The sequence below is a fragment of the Halalkalicoccus paucihalophilus genome (genome assembly GCF_001593955.1).
GTDB classification, from domain to species: Archaea; Halobacteriota; Halobacteria; order Halobacteriales; family Halalkalicoccaceae; genus Halalkalicoccus; species Halalkalicoccus paucihalophilus.
Map to the genome: position 1 here is coordinate 138,635 of NZ_LTAZ01000007.1, position 15,497 is coordinate 154,131.

At 63.2% G+C, this 15,497-nt stretch carries 15 protein-coding genes and 1 pseudogene; 3 read left to right on the forward strand and 13 right to left on the reverse strand.

Features of this window, described 5'->3' with window-relative positions:
• From HAPAU_RS13540 to HAPAU_RS13575, 8 genes are all read right to left on the reverse strand, one after another.
• Entirely contained in the window at positions 1-579 is a 579-nt protein-coding gene (locus HAPAU_RS13540) for a DUF7344 domain-containing protein (RefSeq protein WP_449267235.1), read from the reverse strand.
• Between the two features lie 293 nt (positions 580-872).
• Complete coding sequence (locus tag HAPAU_RS13545) at positions 873-1,793, reverse strand: glycosyltransferase (RefSeq protein ID WP_211263577.1); 921 nt, start codon at positions 1,791-1,793, stop codon at positions 873-875.
• Positions 1,780-2,829, reverse strand: coding sequence for a DUF354 domain-containing protein (locus HAPAU_RS13550; RefSeq protein ID WP_066383698.1), 1,050 nt, complete (start codon positions 2,827-2,829; stop codon positions 1,780-1,782). Before HAPAU_RS13550 ends, HAPAU_RS13545 begins: the two co-directional genes overlap by 14 nt.
• Entirely contained in the window at positions 2,810-4,105 is a 1,296-nt protein-coding gene (locus HAPAU_RS13555; RefSeq protein ID WP_084383729.1) for a nucleotide sugar dehydrogenase, read from the reverse strand. The genes HAPAU_RS13550 and HAPAU_RS13555 overlap by 20 nt, the downstream gene beginning before the upstream one ends.
• Complete coding sequence (locus HAPAU_RS13560) at positions 4,098-5,486, reverse strand: nucleotide sugar dehydrogenase (RefSeq protein WP_066383703.1); 1,389 nt, start codon at positions 5,484-5,486, stop codon at positions 4,098-4,100. Before HAPAU_RS13560 ends, HAPAU_RS13555 begins: the two co-directional genes overlap by 8 nt.
• A complete protein-coding gene (locus tag HAPAU_RS13565; protein WP_066383706.1) occupies positions 5,479-6,072 on the reverse strand; it encodes an acyltransferase in 594 nt (197 codons plus the stop codon). Before HAPAU_RS13565 ends, HAPAU_RS13560 begins: the two co-directional genes overlap by 8 nt.
• Before the next feature lie 119 nt (positions 6,073-6,191).
• Positions 6,192-7,169: a Gfo/Idh/MocA family protein gene (locus tag HAPAU_RS13570; protein WP_066383708.1), complete on the reverse strand. Its 978-nt coding sequence runs from the start codon at positions 7,167-7,169 to the stop codon at positions 6,192-6,194.
• Positions 7,162-8,250, reverse strand: coding sequence for a DegT/DnrJ/EryC1/StrS family aminotransferase (locus HAPAU_RS13575; RefSeq protein ID WP_066383714.1), 1,089 nt, complete (start codon positions 8,248-8,250; stop codon positions 7,162-7,164). Before HAPAU_RS13575 ends, HAPAU_RS13570 begins: the two co-directional genes overlap by 8 nt.
• A gap of 342 nt (positions 8,251-8,592) precedes the next feature.
• Here HAPAU_RS13575 and HAPAU_RS13580 point away from each other — a divergent pair, with 342 nt between their 5' ends.
• Entirely contained in the window at positions 8,593-9,579 is a 987-nt protein-coding gene (locus tag HAPAU_RS13580) for a DUF1616 domain-containing protein (protein WP_066383717.1), read from the forward strand.
• 40 nt (positions 9,580-9,619) lie between these two features.
• Here the strand turns inward: HAPAU_RS13580 and HAPAU_RS13585 are convergent, their stop codons facing one another.
• The 5 genes from HAPAU_RS13585 to HAPAU_RS13605 all read right to left on the reverse strand — a co-directional run bounded on the left by HAPAU_RS13585 (position 9,620) and on the right by HAPAU_RS13605 (position 14,536).
• Positions 9,620-10,870 (reverse strand): glycosyltransferase, encoded by a 1,251-nt coding sequence (locus HAPAU_RS13585; protein ID WP_066383719.1) that lies wholly within the window; start codon positions 10,868-10,870, stop codon positions 9,620-9,622.
• 88 nt (positions 10,871-10,958) lie between these two features.
• Positions 10,959-12,032, reverse strand: a complete 1,074-nt coding sequence (locus tag HAPAU_RS13590) for a hybrid sensor histidine kinase/response regulator (RefSeq protein ID WP_066383721.1) — start codon at positions 12,030-12,032, stop codon at positions 10,959-10,961.
• Complete coding sequence (locus HAPAU_RS13595; protein ID WP_066383723.1) at positions 12,022-12,480, reverse strand: response regulator; 459 nt, start codon at positions 12,478-12,480, stop codon at positions 12,022-12,024. The genes HAPAU_RS13590 and HAPAU_RS13595 overlap by 11 nt, the downstream gene beginning before the upstream one ends.
• Entirely contained in the window at positions 12,470-13,342 is an 873-nt protein-coding gene (locus HAPAU_RS13600; RefSeq protein ID WP_066383725.1) for a winged helix-turn-helix transcriptional regulator, read from the reverse strand. The genes HAPAU_RS13595 and HAPAU_RS13600 overlap by 11 nt, the downstream gene beginning before the upstream one ends.
• 102 nt (positions 13,343-13,444) lie before the next feature.
• A complete protein-coding gene (locus tag HAPAU_RS13605) occupies positions 13,445-14,536 on the reverse strand; it encodes a polysaccharide deacetylase family protein (protein WP_066383727.1) in 1,092 nt (363 codons plus the stop codon).
• 258 nt (positions 14,537-14,794) lie between these two features.
• On the opposite strand from HAPAU_RS13605, the gene HAPAU_RS22890 reads away from it, so the two are divergent.
• Positions 14,795-14,953, forward strand: a complete 159-nt coding sequence (locus tag HAPAU_RS22890) for a twin-arginine translocation signal domain-containing protein (RefSeq protein ID WP_157078471.1) — start codon at positions 14,795-14,797, stop codon at positions 14,951-14,953.
• 201 nt (positions 14,954-15,154) lie between these two features.
• Positions 15,155-15,497: pseudogene (locus HAPAU_RS22005) on the forward strand (hypothetical protein); the annotation flags it as partial.

The following is a 15,497-nucleotide window of genomic DNA, read 5'->3' on the forward strand; positions in this document are numbered from 1 at the left end:
TCAGTCCTCCAACGAGTGAATCAGCCCCACCGTCACCGTGACGTAGATCACGGTGATCAGCGTCGCTACCCCGAGACCGGCGACCGGTGAGAGCCCGAGCCATGCGAGCGTGAGGAGCCCGATACTGAGAACAGTTGCGCCACCGATATATCGCACCCACTTTGTGGCCTCGGAGTTTTCGTTCGTCGAATCCACAGTCGCGTCTTGGAGGTAACTCGCTACCTGATCGGCCAACGGCGTGCGCTCGACGACTCCCCGACTGCGATTGTAGGTGATCAGGTCGAAGTCAGCGAGTTTCGGCAAGTGAGACTGATACAACGCGATATAGACGCGCTGGCGTTGATCGGACGTGAGTTGTTGAACGGTCGTATCGTGTTCCCACGCGGCGACCTGTTCTGCGATATCACGCATATCTACAGGCCCTTCGGTGTCGGAAAGGTACTGCAGTACGCGGCGACGACGTTCGTTTTGAAGAATATGAAACGTGTCGTCTTTGGAGAGAGAGCGTTCAGGAGGAGCGGCCTCCGAGACGGCGGTGTCGTTCGAAGAGGATCGCTCCGCATTGACGGTCGACATCATTTCGTCGTTTTCGCAATATCGGCCGGCACATAATAAACCGTCCGTTGTTCCAAGTAGTTTTAGATCGTTCCAGACCGTTTCACGAACTCACACCTATCTACAAATGTACTGAATGAGATACGATAAGCATTACCCAAATCCATATCCGAGATGTCGAATTCTGCTTTTTCATCGCGATATACAGGATAACCACCCCACTAGAGGAGATATCGATTAATAAATCATAATATATAGTATATTATAATCGGTCGTTTCTTGCGTTATCGAATACATTGGATTTCCAATATATATGGCTAGAGTCGGAGAGAGGTTGTGTAGAGCGTAAGAAGTCGATCACCCATTTCATCGAGGGCTAATCCGTCGACAACGTCCCGTCCATCGGCTCGTTGGCCACGTTCGAGGATAGAATCGAGATGACATGCAAGGACGTCGGCGGACTCCCCGATGAAACAGTTCGAAACACCCTCGAGAACGTCGCTGACGAACCCGACGTCAGTCGAGACGACCGGGAGGTTACACGCAGCGGCCTCTTTGACGACCATCGGGCCGCTTTCGCGCTCGGAGGTGACGAGCAACGCGTCGCTCGCATTCATCACGTAGGGCATCTCCTCGTATGCGAGCCCCGAAACCGTATGGAGTTTAGCAGTGGTCGAGAGTCGGTCGATCACGCGTTCGGCGAGCGGGTAGTTCTTTACCGCCCGGTCTGGGTCGTACGGGAAAAGCACGATCCGCTCGTCGAGGTTCCAGCCCAAATACTCGCGGGCCTCGTCCCGGTCGATCGGCCGAAACAGGTCGGTGTCGATGCCGAACGGAACGATCGTGTGCGGAACGTCGAGTTCGCGCGAAACCGCCGCCGAGGGTGCGATCACCGCGTCGCTGTGGCGTGCCGCGAATCGGGTGACGTAGTCGAGACGGTTCGAGTAGCCCATCACCTCGGATCCCCAGATCGAGAGGATCACCGGACGGACGGGTTGGGCGAGCGCGATCGGACCGACCAGCCCATAGTTCGCATGAACGAGATCGTAGTTCCCAAAGAGAGCCTCACGGAGGACTCGTCGGTAGAAGCGCGCGAACTCGCCCGGGCCGCGGCCGTTTTCCGGTCGAGGGACCTCGACGACCGTACACTCGATGCCCCGTTCTTCGAGCATACGCACCTGCTGGTCGAAAAACGAGCGGGGCGTCGTCACCAACTGGAGGGCTCTAATAGGAGCCATCGCCGGTGAGTGCCCCGAGGATCACGTCCGTCGTGTCGACCTTCTCGTCGAGCAGGCGCTCGCGTGCGCTCTCCCAGTCCCGGTCCTCCTCGCCCGAGAGGATCGATTCGGCGACGTCGAGGGCCATCCGGTGGCGGAACGACCCCTGACAGTTGTACAACAGGCCGTAGCGTGCCTCGAGTTCATCGGTATAGCCCATTCGGAGGGTGTTGACGTAGACCGCGGGCGTCCCCAGCACCGCGCTTTCGGCAGCCATCGTCGCGCCCTCGCCGACGAACAGCGACGCTCCGGCGAGCAGGTCGTGCATCCGATGTGGCTCGATGTCGACCTGCCGGTTACGAACGCGAGAGGGGAGGTCCCCCTCTGCCGTGATCAGTACCCGTACCCCGGTGGCTTCGAGCCGATCGACCACGTCGCCGACGTCGTCGATACCGCCCGCACCGGCGTCGTGGGAGGCCTCCCACGAGACGAGTCGGAGTACGACGTACTCCTCGTCGGAGCCGAGACCGACGTCCTCGCGGATCGATTCGTCGGGCGTAAAGCGGTCCGGATGGAGGTACGCGAGTTCGTGATAACCCGGATATCGGACCTGTTTCGCGCCGAAGTCCGCGTGGAAGCACTCCGGCGTCCAGATCTCGTCCGCGAAGGGGGCCATGAGCTTGTTCGTCAGCGCCGCGTGTTCGGTATCGGTGAAGACGACGCTCTTTGCCCCTACTGCGCGTGCGACGTGGGCGACCGCCGAACCGCCGATCGCGGTCATCACGTCCGGTTCGAACGCGCGGGCGCGACGCAGCATTCTCGCTTCGTATAGTCCCTGGGCGGCGAGCAGCCGGACTCCCGAGGCGGAGCGGCCGATCACGTCGTACTCGAAGCCGTAGGCGTCGAGCAGGTCGGTCGCGACCTCCGAGTCGCGCACGACGATCGAGATCTCGTGGTCGGCTTCGAGCTCGCGGATCGCGTGTCTGTAGAAGTGGACGTGCGCCGGGTGCTGGATGGCGACCAGCAGGCGCTCGGGTTCAGAGCTTGCGGTAGGCATATCCGGCCTCCTCGACCTCAGTTTCGTCCAGTACGCCTTTCACGTCCACGAGGACGGGGTTCTCGGCGAGCTGTTCTTTCGCCGCCTCGAGATCGAAGTCCTCGAGGATCGTATCGTGTGGCGTCGCCAACACGACCCCGTCGGCATCCTCGAAGTCGGGTTCGGGCAGCGGGTCGATACCGAACGACTCGCGGATCTGCTCGTCGGGTGCGAGCGGATCGTAGCCGTCACACTCGATGCCGTATTCGGCGAGGGTCGTGATGACGCCGCCGATTTCCGACGTGCGGAGGTCCCCGACGTTCGGTTTGTACGCCAGCCCGAGCACGACCATCCGACTGTCCTGAAGCACCTTTCCGGACTCGTTGAGTGCCTTCAGCGTTAGTTCGGCGGTGTGCTTGGGCATGTACTCGTTGACCTCGCGGGCCTGGAGGATGAGCTTCGGCGAGTAGCCCGCTCGCTCGGAGCCATGGACGAGAAACAGCGGATCGACGGGGATACAGTGGCCCCCGACCAGTCCGGGGGTGTACTCGTGGAAGTTCCACTTCGACGCGGCGGCGTCGATGACCTCCTTCGTATCGAGCCCCATGTGATCGCAGATCAGCGCGAGTTCGTTGACCACCGCGATGTTGACGTCCCGCTGGACGTTCTCGAGGACCTTTGCCGCTTCCGCGGTCTCGATCGTGGGCGCTCGATAGAGGCCGGCGTCGATGATCTGCCCGTAGAGCGCCGCGAGGTCCGCGAGCGTCTCGTCCGTGTCGCCGCTGACGATCTTTTTGACCTCGCGCAGGCTCTTGTCGGTCCCCGGGGCGAGGCGCTCGGGCGAGTAGCCCATGTTGAACTCCTCGCTCTGGGTCAGCCCCGAGGCCTCCTCGATCGCGGGTCCGAGGACGTCGCGTGTCACGCCGGGGTAGACGGTCGATTCGAGGACCACGGTGGCGCCGGGCGAGAGGTGTTCGCCGACGGTCCGGCCCGCGCTCTCGACGAAGTCGAGATTGGGGTTTTTCATGCTGTCGACCGGCGTCGGAACGGTGATGACGACGTAGTCGGCGCGTTCGATTCCGGTGGGATCCATCGTGAACTCGATTCCGCTGGTAGCGACAGCGTCGTCGCCGATCTCGCCGGTCGGGTCGCGGCCCGCGGAGAGCCCTTTGATCTTCCCCTCGTCGACGTCGTAGCCGATCACGGCGAGGCCCTCCTCGTCGAAGGCGCTTGCGAGCGGTAGGCCAACGTATCCGAGACCGACGATACAGACCGTATCTCCGTTTGGTTCAGGCATTGATACCGATTCCTCTGTAGTAGATTCCGTGTTCATTCTGTAGTTCCGAAAGAGCCTGCCGGCCGTCGACGACCACCAGCGGGTCGTCGGCCGCCAGCGCAGGTATTTCGAGGTCCTCGAACGCTTCCTGGGCGGTCACCAGGACGACCGCGTCGTAGCTCCGCTGGCGGGCGTCGTCGAGCGAGACGACCGCCGCACCCACGTCCTCGAACGGTTCGTGGGTGTCGGTGATCGGGTCGACAGCCGTGACGTTCGCGCCCGCGCTCGTGAGGCGTTCGATGACGCCCACTGCGGGCGTTGCACGCAGTTCGTCGACGCCGGCCCGGTAGGTCAGCCCGAGGACGAGCACGTCGCTTCCCTCGGTCTCCTTGCCGTGTTTCGTCAGCCCGGAGAGGGCGAGTTCCGCGGTGTAGGTCGGCATGGTGTCGTTGATCTCGCGGGACAGTTCCATCAGCCGCGAGTCGGCCTCGAACATCTGGATCAGGAAGTGGGGGTAGTAGGGGATGCAGTGGCCCCCGACGCCCGCACCGGGGATGTGCAGGTCACAGAACGGCTGGGTGTTCGCGGCCTGAATCGCCTCCAGAACGCTGATCTCCAGTTCCTCGGCGTGTTTCGTCAGCTCGTTCGCGAGCGCGATGTTGACGTCGCGATATACCCCTTCGAACACCTTGACCGCCTCCGCGGTCGTCGCGTCCGAGACGGGGATGATCTCCTGGGAGTTGATCTCGCCGTAGATCAGTTCGGCCACGCGCGTGCTCTCGTCGTCGATCCCGCCGACGATCTTGGGGTAGGCCCCGTGGATGTCCTCGATCGCCCGCCCGCTCGCGGTACGCTCGGGACAGAACGCGACGCCGAACTTCTCGCGGTCCAGCCCGCTTTCTTCTGCGAGCAACGGCGCGACGACGTCCCGGCAGGTGCGGGGCGGGACCGTCGATTCGAGGATGACCTGATCGCCTGCTTCGAGTCCCGAGGCGATCTGTTCCATCACCGATTCGACGACCGAGAGGTCGGGTTTGCTGTTCTCGTCGACCAGCGTGGGAACGATCACGACGTGGATCCGGGCGGCCTCCGCGGCGGCGGGACCGTCGGTCGTCGCCGAGAGCGCGCCGCGCTCGACGACCTCGCTCACGAGCTCCGAGAGCCCGGGCTCGCCGACAATGTGGTTCTCGCCGGCGTTGACGCCCTCGACGACTGCGGGGTCGACGTCCATCCCGGTGACGTTGCCGGTCACGTCGGCGTAGACCGACGCGAGCGGCAGGCCCATCTTGCCGAGCCCGTAGACCGCGACCGGGATCTCGCCGCTCGTCAGGGCAGTGCGTTGTTCGTCCGTCGATGCCTCCGAACCGTAGAGCGCCGGGGCGCTCCGTGTTGTATTACTCATCGAGTAGGTTCTCCCCCGAGAGGGACTCGGGAAGGTCTCGGTGTCGTGCGGGGGTTCCGAGCGCGAGGGTGTGGGGCGGGACGTCCTCGGTCACGGTCGCACCGGCGGCCACGAACGAGCCGGCACCGACACGAACCCCCGGCAGGATCGTCGCGTTCGCGCCGATCGAGACGCCGTCTTCGAGGGTCGGCCCCTCGAGGTCGTCGTCCCGCCGAACGGGATAGGGATCGTTCGTCATCACCGCACGCGGGCCGATGAAGACGTTCGAGCCGATCGTCGTGTCCGTCGGGACGTAGACGCCCGTCTGGAGGCTGACGTGCGAGCCGATCTCGGTGGTGCCGTCGATCACGGTGTCAGTCCCGACGATCACATCGTCGCCGATCGTCGTGTCTTCCCTGACGAGGGCGTTGTGACCCGTCGTGAAGTCGTCGCCGATCTCGACGTCCGCGTAGACGATGGTACCCTTGCGGATCCGTGCGCGATCGCCGATGACGGCGGGGTCGGCCGACTCGTCGTGGAGATATCCCACGGAATCCGGGTCGTCGATCACACAGTCATCGCCGAGTTCGAGCCGTGTTTCTGTCATACAGTGCGCCTCCTGTCGTTAGTTCGTATCGTGTGCATGGAAATCATCGTTCCGTTCGCGTGCGGACTATAGGAGATCGTCGCTTTCCCGGATGGTTACTAAGCGATGCATAAATCGGGCTACACCGTATCGGTCATTTCAGGGGTCTCCTTGGCGGCAAGCCCGTCGATCTCTCGGGCGAGCGAGAGTGCACGGATACCGTCCTCACCGGTCACGACCGGCTCGGAGCCGGTCCGAGCGGCCTCCGCGAAGGCCGAGAGCTCGTTTTTCAGGGGCTCGCGGCGCTCGACGAGCACCTGCTCGACGATGTTCTCGTGGCGGTAGCGAAAGCCCTCCTGTTTGACGTACTCGGGGAGCGACTGGCGCGTGATCTCGATCGACTGGTCGATGTAGTCGACGATCACCCGGCAGTTCTCGGCGGTGATCGTCAGTTCGCGGACCTTCTGTTGGGTGACACGGCTCGCGGTGAGCTGGCCGATCCGGCCCGAGGGCGTCTGGATCGTCGCGGTGGCGTAGTCCGACCCGCGCGTGCCCGCGGCGTAAACGTCGGTCGCCTCCTCGCCGAGGATCGACAGCAGGATGTCGATGTCGTGGATCATCAGGTCCATCACGACGGTGTCTGCGATGTCCCGTTCGACCGGCGGGCCGAGCCGACGGGCCTCCATCGCGATGATGTCGAGGTCCTCGAGGAGGTCCTTTAGCGTCATCACCGCAGGATTGAACCGCTCGATGTGGCCGACCTGCAGCACGACCCCCCGTTCTTCGGCCAACTCGATCAGCTTTCGGCCGTCCGCCAGATCCTCGACGAAGGGCTTCTCGATGAGGACGCTCACGCCCGCGTCGATACACTCGCGGGCAGTGTCGTAGTGGAACTGGGTCGGCACCGCGATCGAGACGATATCGACCGAATCGAGGAGGTCGGCCATCTCCATTGCCGTCGACCCGAATGCGTCGGCGACCGACTGGGCCTGCTCGGTATCGACGTCCTGAACGCCGACGAGTTGGGTCTCGGGGAGTTCGCGGTACACCCGAGCGTGGTTCTGTCCCATGCTTCCGACGCCGATGACGCCAGCGCGGATCGGCGGTTGTTCAGACATGTCCTACCTCAATGTCCGCGAGCGCTTCAACGATCCGATCCGCGTCGTCGGACGAGATATTCGGGTGAACAGGCAGCGAGAGGGCCTCCTCCGACGCGCGCTTTGCGTTCGGAACGTCCGCGCTGTAGCCCTCGTAGGCCTCGAGTTCGTGGATACAGGTCGGATAGTAGATCTTGCTGTCGACGCCCCGGTCTTCGAGCGTGCGCTGGAGGGCGTCCCGATCGTCCGTTCTGATGGTGTACTGGTGGTAGACGTGCGTCCGGTCGCCGGGAACGGTCGGCGTCTCGACGCTCGTCTCGGCGAGTCCCTCGGAGAGCCGTTCGGCGTTCTCCTGACGGGCCTCGGTGAACGCGGGAAGCCGCTCGAGTTGGGCGCGTCCGAGCGCCGCGGCGATGTTCGTCAGCCGCAGGTTGTGCCCGACAATGGTGTGGGCATACTGGGCGCTCCCGTCGCGCCCGTGGTTGATGAACTGTCGGATCCCCGCCTCGAGGTCGGGGTCGTCCGTCGTCACCATCCCCCCCTCGCCCGTAGTCATGTTCTTCGTCGGGTAGAACGAAAAGCAGGCGACGTCGCCGAGCGAGCCGACGCGCCGGTCGTCGACGGTCGCGCCGTGGGCCTGGGCGGCATCCTCGATCAGCGCGACGTCGTACTCCTCGGCGAGTTCCCCGAAACAGGTCATGTCCGCCGGCAGACCGTAGAGGTGGACAGGCATGATAGCCGCGACGTCCTCTCGCTCGCGGAGGATCGATTCGACGGCGTCGGGATCGAGGTTGTAGGTGTCGGGATCGATGTCGGCGAAGACGGGTTCGCCGCCGGCCAGCCGGATCGAGTTCGCGGTCGCGACGAAGGAGAAGGGGGTCGTGATCACCGCCCGTCCTCGAACATCGAGGGCCTCACAGGCGGCGTGGAGGGCGGCGGTGCCGTTGGCGGTCGCGACGCCGCGATCGGCTCCGCAGAACTCGGCGAACTCGTTTTCGAAGGCGGTGACGACGTCGCCGCTCGCGATATAACCCGAATCGAGGACGTCCATGACGGCCTCCCGTTCGTCGTCGCCGATGTCGGGGTTGGCGATCGGGATCATCGTCGTCCTCCGCAGGAGGGCGGACCATCGGCTCGATGAGTGTCGAGCGTCGAACGGGACTGGGTGTGGTCGTACTCCGCGCGCGGTCTGGAGGCCACAGCGGGGTGGTGTGATGAGGATTGCATAGTGGAGTCGATACGGGTCGAAGCCCGTTCTCACTGCGTGCCTAGAGTGATGGAGTCTTTGTTATAAATGTGTTAACCCAGTATGGCGCCGCATAAATGGGGAAAAAACGCCGCCAGCGACGGTGTTCGTGTCGATAAACGAACTGGACGATGAGGGGGTGGCTATCCGATCGGACTGTCGGGGGGTTTTTCAAGACACCTCGCGTAGGCGGTGGAAATGAGAGTCCACCAGTGGACCGGAGACCTGCTCCTGATCCTCCTCTTCAGCGGGCTCGCCGCGGGCGGCATCCTGTCGGAGATCTCCGTCACGCCGATCCGCGTCGCGCTCGCGCTCCCGCTCGTGCTGTTGGTGCCCGGCTACGCGTTCATCAGCGCCCTCTTCCCGGAGGTGCCCGACGAGGACGACGGGTTCGGTGCCCTCGAACGGGTCGTCCTCTCGGTCGCACTCAGCCTCGCGATCGTCGCACTGGTCGCGTACGCCGCGAACTTCACGCCCTACGGGATCACCCTCCTCCCGATCACCGTCGCCGTCGTCGCGTGGACCGTTCTGTTCTCGTTGCTCGGCCTCGTTCGACGCGCCCGACTCGACCCCGCGGACCGCTACGGGATCCGGGCGGGTCCCTCCCTCGGGGTCGTTCCCGGGCTCTTTACCGTCCAGCGCCGTCGACCGGGCGACACCCGCGGGCCGTTCGAACCCGAGAACGGCCGTCACCTCCTGTTGAACGTCTTTCTGGTGTTCAGTCTCCTCGCGCTGCTGGTCGCCGGTGGCTACATGGCCTTTGCCGCCCCGTCGCTCCCGGACGAACAGCCCCACACCGAGTTCTACCTGCTCTCGGAGAACGACGAGGGCGAGTTGACCTCGACCGACCTGCCGACCGATCTATCGGCGGGCGAGACCGACCCGATTACCGTCGCCATCGAGAACCACGAAGGTGAAACCCAGACCTACACCACGGTCGTCTATCAGCAGGAGGTGACGCTGAGCGAGGACGGTCGGACCGTCGAGAGCGTCGACGGCGCGGAGGAACTCGACCGGTTCGAGACGATAGTCGAGAGCGGCGAGACCGAACAGGTGTCGTACGACGCCGGCCCGACGGCTGACGGCGACGTCTACGTCTGGTTCCTCCTCTATCACGGCGACGTACCCGACGATCCCTCCCCTGAGAACGCCGACGAGACCACCCGTCTCGTGTTTACTGACTAAGCGGAGGGACGCGATGTCCCCGTTCTCGATTGGTCTACACTTACCGGGTCGACGCCACGTCCGTCGCGGCGACGTCTTCGTAGAGCGATCCGAGCGATTCGATCACCGTTTCTGGTGCGAACCGTTCGAGTTGGTGGGGGATCGCCTCCCGGTGGTCGGCGTACTCACGACACAGCGCATCGAAGGCGTCGGCGAGTGACTCGGGATCGCCGGGTTCGAAGAGCGTCCCGGCGGGGCCGACGATGTAGTCCATGCTCCCGACGTCGGCGCTCACGATCGGCGTGTGGGTCGCGAGCGCCTCGAGCATGACACGACCGAACGGCTCGTCGATGACCCCCGGATAGACGAACAGGTCCGAGGACCGATAGAGGTCGGGCAGTTCGCCGTGATCGACGTAGCCGAGCCACGTGATCGCCTCGTCCACGCCGAGGTCGGCCGCGAGTTCGCGAAGCGTCCCTTCAAGGGGGCCGCGACCGGCGATCTGTAACTCGACCTCGTGTCCGTCCCTCCGGAGCAGTGCGAGCGCCCGGACGAGGGTGTCGATACCCTTGATGTCCTGGAGTGCGCCGACGTAGAGCGCGGTGATCGGTTCGGTCAGGTCGGCGGGTCCCTCGCGCGGCCGGTGGAACTCCTCGTCGTAGAAGTGCGGGACGACGGTCGTCGCCTCGGCGGGGAATCCCAGATCGGCGTAGTCCTCCTTCAGGTGCGGTGAGAGCGCGTGATAGGCCGTGATCTCGTCGGCGTGGGCCATCGAGGAGCGAACGAACGGGATCTGACCCATCGAGACGTAGCCCTGTCTGAGTTCGGCCTCGAGGCCCTGTCGGCGTTTCATCGCCGTCGCGGGCACGCAGGTCGCACACTTCAGCCGACCGGGCCCCGAGCACTTCCGTTCGCCGTGGTACATCATATCGGCTTTCGGGCACACCGGTAGGTAGGAATTGAGCGTGAGAAGCGTCGGGACGTCCAGATCGGCGAGCACGGGGATGAACGCCGAGGAGTAGGAGTGAACCAGATCGTGGCCCTCGAGGGCGGCGCTCTCCTCGCGCAAGGCGTCCATCTTCGTGAAGATGGGGTGGGGAAGCTTCGGGAGGCGGTCGTGAAGGACGTACTCGACGCGGTCCTGCGCGGGAAGCGTCGCCTCCGCGGCGTCCATCTGCGTCGAGACGTACACCGTCAGGTCGTGGTGATGGGAGAGCCGTTCGATGTAGATCGTCGAACTGTGGGTCGCGCCGGTGCCGTCGCTACCCGGACACTCCGCGGGAACGAACGCGACGTCGAGTCGGTCAGACATGGATACTGGAATCGGTTCCGTCGATCATTCTCGTACTCGTTCTCGGCGGGCGCACCTTATTATCGGTGTCGTAAGTCGCTTCCCCTCGCTATCCGGTTCGGCGGAGTTCGACACAGAATACCGAACCCTCCGGGTCGTTGTCCTCGACCCAGATCCCGCCGTCGTACCGGGTAACGAGCCGATCGACCAGCGAGAGCCCGATCCCCATACCCGAACTCGCCTCGCCCTGCTCGCCCTCGGCGAAGATCCGCTCCTTACGCCGATCGGGAATGCCGGGGCCGTTGTCCGCGACCCGGATCACGACCGTCTCATCGGCGGGTTCGACCGAGAGGGTCACCTCGGGAACGTCCTTGTCGTTGTAGAAGATGGCGTTGCTGATGAGGTTGCCCACGACCGACGAGAGGAGGTCGTTCGCACACACTCGCAGCCCCGCGACCTCGCCCTCGATCGAGAGTTCGACGTCGCGATAGAGCCCCTGGGCCTTCTCGACCTCGGTCGCGAGCACCTGCGAGAGGACAACGGGGTAAAGGTCGACCGCTTCGTCGTCGGTGACGGTCTCGACGATGTCGCCGACGGTCCGGGTGAGTTGAAGGACGTGGTTGCTCGACTGGATGATCTCGTCGACGGCGTCCTGCCCACGGGGTTCGACGTGTTCTGCGACCTCGCGTGCACGCCCGACGACGAGACTGATGTCGTTTCTGATGTCGTGGCGGGTGAGCTGGTTGAGAATAGCGAGTTCGCGGGTGCGCGTTCTGAGTTGGCGTTCGGTTTTCTTCCGTTCGATGGAGTAGCGGATCGCCCGCGCGAGGACCTCGGGAGTGACGTCGTCTTTCACGAGGTAGTCCTGTGCGCCATAGGAGACGGCCTCCATCCCGAGACTCGCCTCGGGCATCCCAGTCAGAACGATCACCGGCACCGTGTCGGTCTCATAGAGGACACGCTCGAGGGTGTCGAGGCCGGTGCTGTCCGGGAGACGCAGATCCAGCAGGAGGACGTCGGGATCGGTTTCGGAGAGATGGGCGAGTCCCGCATCGAGCGAGGACTCGTGGACGAACTCGATCGAGGAGTCGCGATGTTCGCGGAGCATCTCCTCGATGAGGCGGGCATCGCCGGGGTTGTCCTCGATCAGCAGCACGGACTCGAAGACGGGATCAGCGTTCATGCTGAGCTACCGGCGGGAGCGTCACGGTCGACAACCAGAACGATTCGAGGTGCTCGATGATCGAGACGAACTGCTCGACCGTTTCCGGCTTCGTGACGTAGGCGTTGGCGTGGAGGTCGTACATCCGAACGACATCATCTTTCGAGTCAGAGGTAGTAAAAATAGTGATTGGTATTCTTCGTAAAATATCGTCCGACTTCACGGCGGCAAGCACCTCCGCGCCGTCCCGTTTCGGAATGTTGTAATCGAGGAGAACGAACGCGGGCGTCATTGCGTCGGCGTACTCGCCACGGGTGTAGAGGTAGTCGATCGCGGCGACGCCGTCGGTGACGACGTCGAGTTCGATCGAACTGTCGGCCTCGGCAATGGCTTCGCGTGCGAGGCGGACGTCGTGGGGGTTGTCCTCGACGAGCAGGACGCGCGCCTCGTGCGCTCGCTCAGGCGTCATTGATGAGTGCCTGAAGCTGGGGATCGTCGGCCGCGTCGGCGGGATCGTCGAGCTCCGATTCGAGTTCCTCGATACGGCTGTGAAGGCGGTCGTACTCGTCGCTGGCGTCGAGTTCGGCCGTCGATTTCTCGGCGCGCAACAGCGACTCCTTCGCCGATAGCGCGAGGTACTCCCGGAGTGGCCCCTCGTGTACGTCGCGGGCGAGCACGTCGGTGACCGTCTCGCGGACGTCCTCTCGGAACCCGGGTTTGGTGATGTAGGCGTCGAACCCCATATCGACGATGTCGAAGTCCGGCTCGACCGCCGAGAGCATCACCACCCCGCAGTCGAGGTTCCACTCGCGGATCCGGGACAGAACGTCCTCTCCGGAGATCCCGGGCATCCGCCGGTCGAGGAGGACGACATCGACCGACTCGTCGAGTTTCCTGAAGGCCTCCTCGCCGTCGTAGGCCCGCTCGACGGTGTAGTCGGTTTCGAGCCAACTGGCGTGCATCTTCACGAGTCGGGGATCGTCGTCGACGATCAACACCACGGGATCCGGATCCGGATCGAGGTGCCGGTCGCCCCACGCGGCGAGCTCCTCGAGGGCGCTCTGGAGCTCGAGGCCCGTGTTCGTCAGTTCGTACTCGACGCGCAGCGGCGATTCGCTCACCACCGTCCTGCGCAACAGTCCGTTCTCCGTGAGATCCTCCAAACTATCGGTGAGGACCTTCGACGAGATCCCCTCGATTCGTTCCTTGAGTTCGTTGAACCGCAGCGGTCCCTCCTCAAGGAGTCGGTGGATGATCACCGGATGCCACTTCTTCGAAATGAGGTCGACGGTATCGACGACCCGTTGTGCCCGATCTGTATTGCTGTTCACCGGCTATCGCCCACTTTCCATAGAATCTCCTCCGTAATTTATTATACGTTATCTAGTTTAATTAAAGTTATATTATAAACATATTTATCGAGACGGCCGTCGTTAGCTGAACAGCGATCGGAAGAAAGCGATGATCCGCTCGAAGAACCCCATCGACTCGTCCTCATTGGGGGTCTCGTTTGGCTGTTCGTTGGGAGTTTGGTTCTCGCCGGGACTGGTCCGTCCGACCCGTCGCTCGGGAGCGGCGGCGACGCCGAAGACCTCGAGCGCTTCCTGAACGGAGACGACCTCGATGTTCCGTTCCTGTGCCTGCTGGAGGACGAACTCGACTCGCTCGGGCGGCAAGGTGTCGTACTGGCTGTGGCCGGCGAGGATACCGTAATCAGGTTCCTCGGCGACGGTATCGAGGAACGTCTCGATTTCGGCCTCGGTCATGTGATCGGTCTCCATATAGCGGCGTCCGAGGCTATAGGGGTCGGGGTTGTGGGTCGGATTGAGGCCGACACCGTCGTGGGTGGGGGTCGCGACGTAATACTCGGGGGCGAGTTCGCTCACGAGGCCGTCGTCGCGTTCGAAGGGGTAGATCATGTTCGTGACCTGTCCCTCGCCGACGTACTCTTCGAGTTGGGCCTGTGATTCGGTGAGTATCTCCCGGAGGAACTCTTCGGTGTAGCGGACTCGCGTGCTGGAGGAGGCGGTAAAGCCCGTGTCGATCCCCTCTTCGAGTTCGATATAGGGGCCGATGTCGTCCTCACCGTTGCCCGCGATGGTCGCTTGGGTTTCGTTCTGCTCGTCGAGGACGGCGATCGGATCGCCCTCGAACCGCCCGTGGATGTTGACATCGGGGTAGATCCGGGTGTCGCCGGCCTCGATGTCCTCGACGATGGGGGCGAATCCGAGCGCACGATGCTTGATCGTATGGGACATGATCTCCCAGCCGTTGTCGGCCATCTCGAGCAGTCGACCGCTGCTGAGCCACTTCTCCGAGGAGTTTATCAGACCGGGGCAAGCCGCGGTACAACCCGCCGCCCCGTAGCGCTGATGCAGGTGAAACATCTCGTAGTCTTGGGTGGGCCCGTCGTCGTAGATGATCGAGAGATAGCCCGCCGGTTCGTCGTCCGATTCTTGGGCACCAGCGGTGCCCAACAGACCGGCCGCACCGACCGCGGCCGCTCCCGCTCCGACCGTCCGCATGAACGAACGGCGACTCGGACGGGATCGAATTGTGTGCGTCATCGTACGTACTATCCGAGTCCCGACGTTTATTTATACATCGAATAATTGCCGCTAGTGACGTACTACCACGATGTACGAACGCGAGAGATAACAGTCGGCACAGATCACCCGGTATCACGCGTCTCGTCCGCTTACTCGCCGGTAGCCGACCTCGATTGCGATAGTGATAGCTTGATTTACTAGATCGTCTATTGTTTTTTGAGTTCGTGAGAAACCGTGACTGAACAACTACACACCACGAACGAATCACCGTCGGGGCTCTCCCGACGAACGTTCATGAAAGCGGTCGGTGCTGCTGGCGCGGTTGCGGCGACCGGTACGACCCGATCGCCGTCCGTTCGACGGCGGGAAGACGTACATCTCGGACGTCGTTAACGACGAACACGGTCAGTATAGACAAATAAGCAATATCCGCGGTGCGGACAACGCGAAGAGCGACCTCTTCCGACCCTGCTGACGCAGTCCCTCCACTCAGCGGATTCGAACAGTTGCCCATTTTATCAGAACTCCGATATTATATGGAGACGGTCGGGATTTCGAAAGGACTACCCATAACGACTGCTGTCGTCGGAACGAATGCGAGACAACGACCACGAAGAGCGCAGTTCCGTTAGCAGACGCGGGTATCTCGGTGCCGTCGGCGGACTTGCGGCGACACCGCTTCTCGGATCACTCGCGAGCGCGGCCGACTCCTCCGACTATTCCGACGTCGTGGACATCGTGGAGGCGGGTGCGGACAACGACGGCAACGAATCGATCACCTCCACGCTCCGCCAAGTCGCCGGAGATGACACCCTCGTGAAATTCCCCGCCGGCGAGTACCTCATGGATGGCCAGTTCCGCATCGCGGGCTACGAGCAGTTCGGGATGGTCGGCGACGACGCCACCATCCGCGTCGCCCCCACCGACGGCTACACGT

What these genes read in the sequence shown, in the direction of transcription:
- HAPAU_RS13595 (WP_066383723.1), bottom strand. Translation starts at nt 12,480, where the DNA reads ATGACGCCTGAGCGAGCGCACGAGGCGCGCGTCCTGCTCGTCGAGGAC.
- HAPAU_RS13575 (WP_066383714.1), bottom strand. Translation starts at nt 8,250, where the DNA reads ATGATCCCGATCGCCAACCCCGACATCGGCGACGACGAACGGGAGGCC.
- HAPAU_RS13580 (WP_066383717.1), top strand. Translation starts at nt 8,593, where the DNA reads ATGAGAGTCCACCAGTGGACCGGAGACCTGCTCCTGATCCTCCTCTTC.
- HAPAU_RS13585 (WP_066383719.1), bottom strand. Translation starts at nt 10,870, where the DNA reads ATGTCTGACCGACTCGACGTCGCGTTCGTTCCCGCGGAGTGTCCGGGT.
- HAPAU_RS13550 (WP_066383698.1), bottom strand. Translation starts at nt 2,829, where the DNA reads ATGCCTACCGCAAGCTCTGAACCCGAGCGCCTGCTGGTCGCCATCCAG.
- HAPAU_RS13570 (WP_066383708.1), bottom strand. Translation starts at nt 7,169, where the DNA reads ATGTCTGAACAACCGCCGATCCGCGCTGGCGTCATCGGCGTCGGAAGC.
- HAPAU_RS13540 (WP_449267235.1), bottom strand. Translation starts at nt 579, where the DNA reads ATGATGTCGACCGTCAATGCGGAGCGATCCTCTTCGAACGACACCGCC.
- HAPAU_RS13590 (WP_066383721.1), bottom strand. Translation starts at nt 12,032, where the DNA reads ATGAACGCTGATCCCGTCTTCGAGTCCGTGCTGCTGATCGAGGACAAC.
- HAPAU_RS13545 (WP_211263577.1), bottom strand. Translation starts at nt 1,793, where the DNA reads ATGGCTCCTATTAGAGCCCTCCAGTTGGTGACGACGCCCCGCTCGTTT.
- HAPAU_RS13555 (WP_084383729.1), bottom strand. Translation starts at nt 4,105, where the DNA reads ATGCCTGAACCAAACGGAGATACGGTCTGTATCGTCGGTCTCGGATAC.
- HAPAU_RS13605 (WP_066383727.1), bottom strand. Translation starts at nt 14,536, where the DNA reads ATGCGGACGGTCGGAGCGGGAGCGGCCGCGGTCGGTGCGGCCGGTCTG.
- HAPAU_RS13565 (WP_066383706.1), bottom strand. Translation starts at nt 6,072, where the DNA reads ATGACAGAAACACGGCTCGAACTCGGCGATGACTGTGTGATCGACGAC.
- HAPAU_RS13560 (WP_066383703.1), bottom strand. Translation starts at nt 5,486, where the DNA reads ATGAGTAATACAACACGGAGCGCCCCGGCGCTCTACGGTTCGGAGGCA.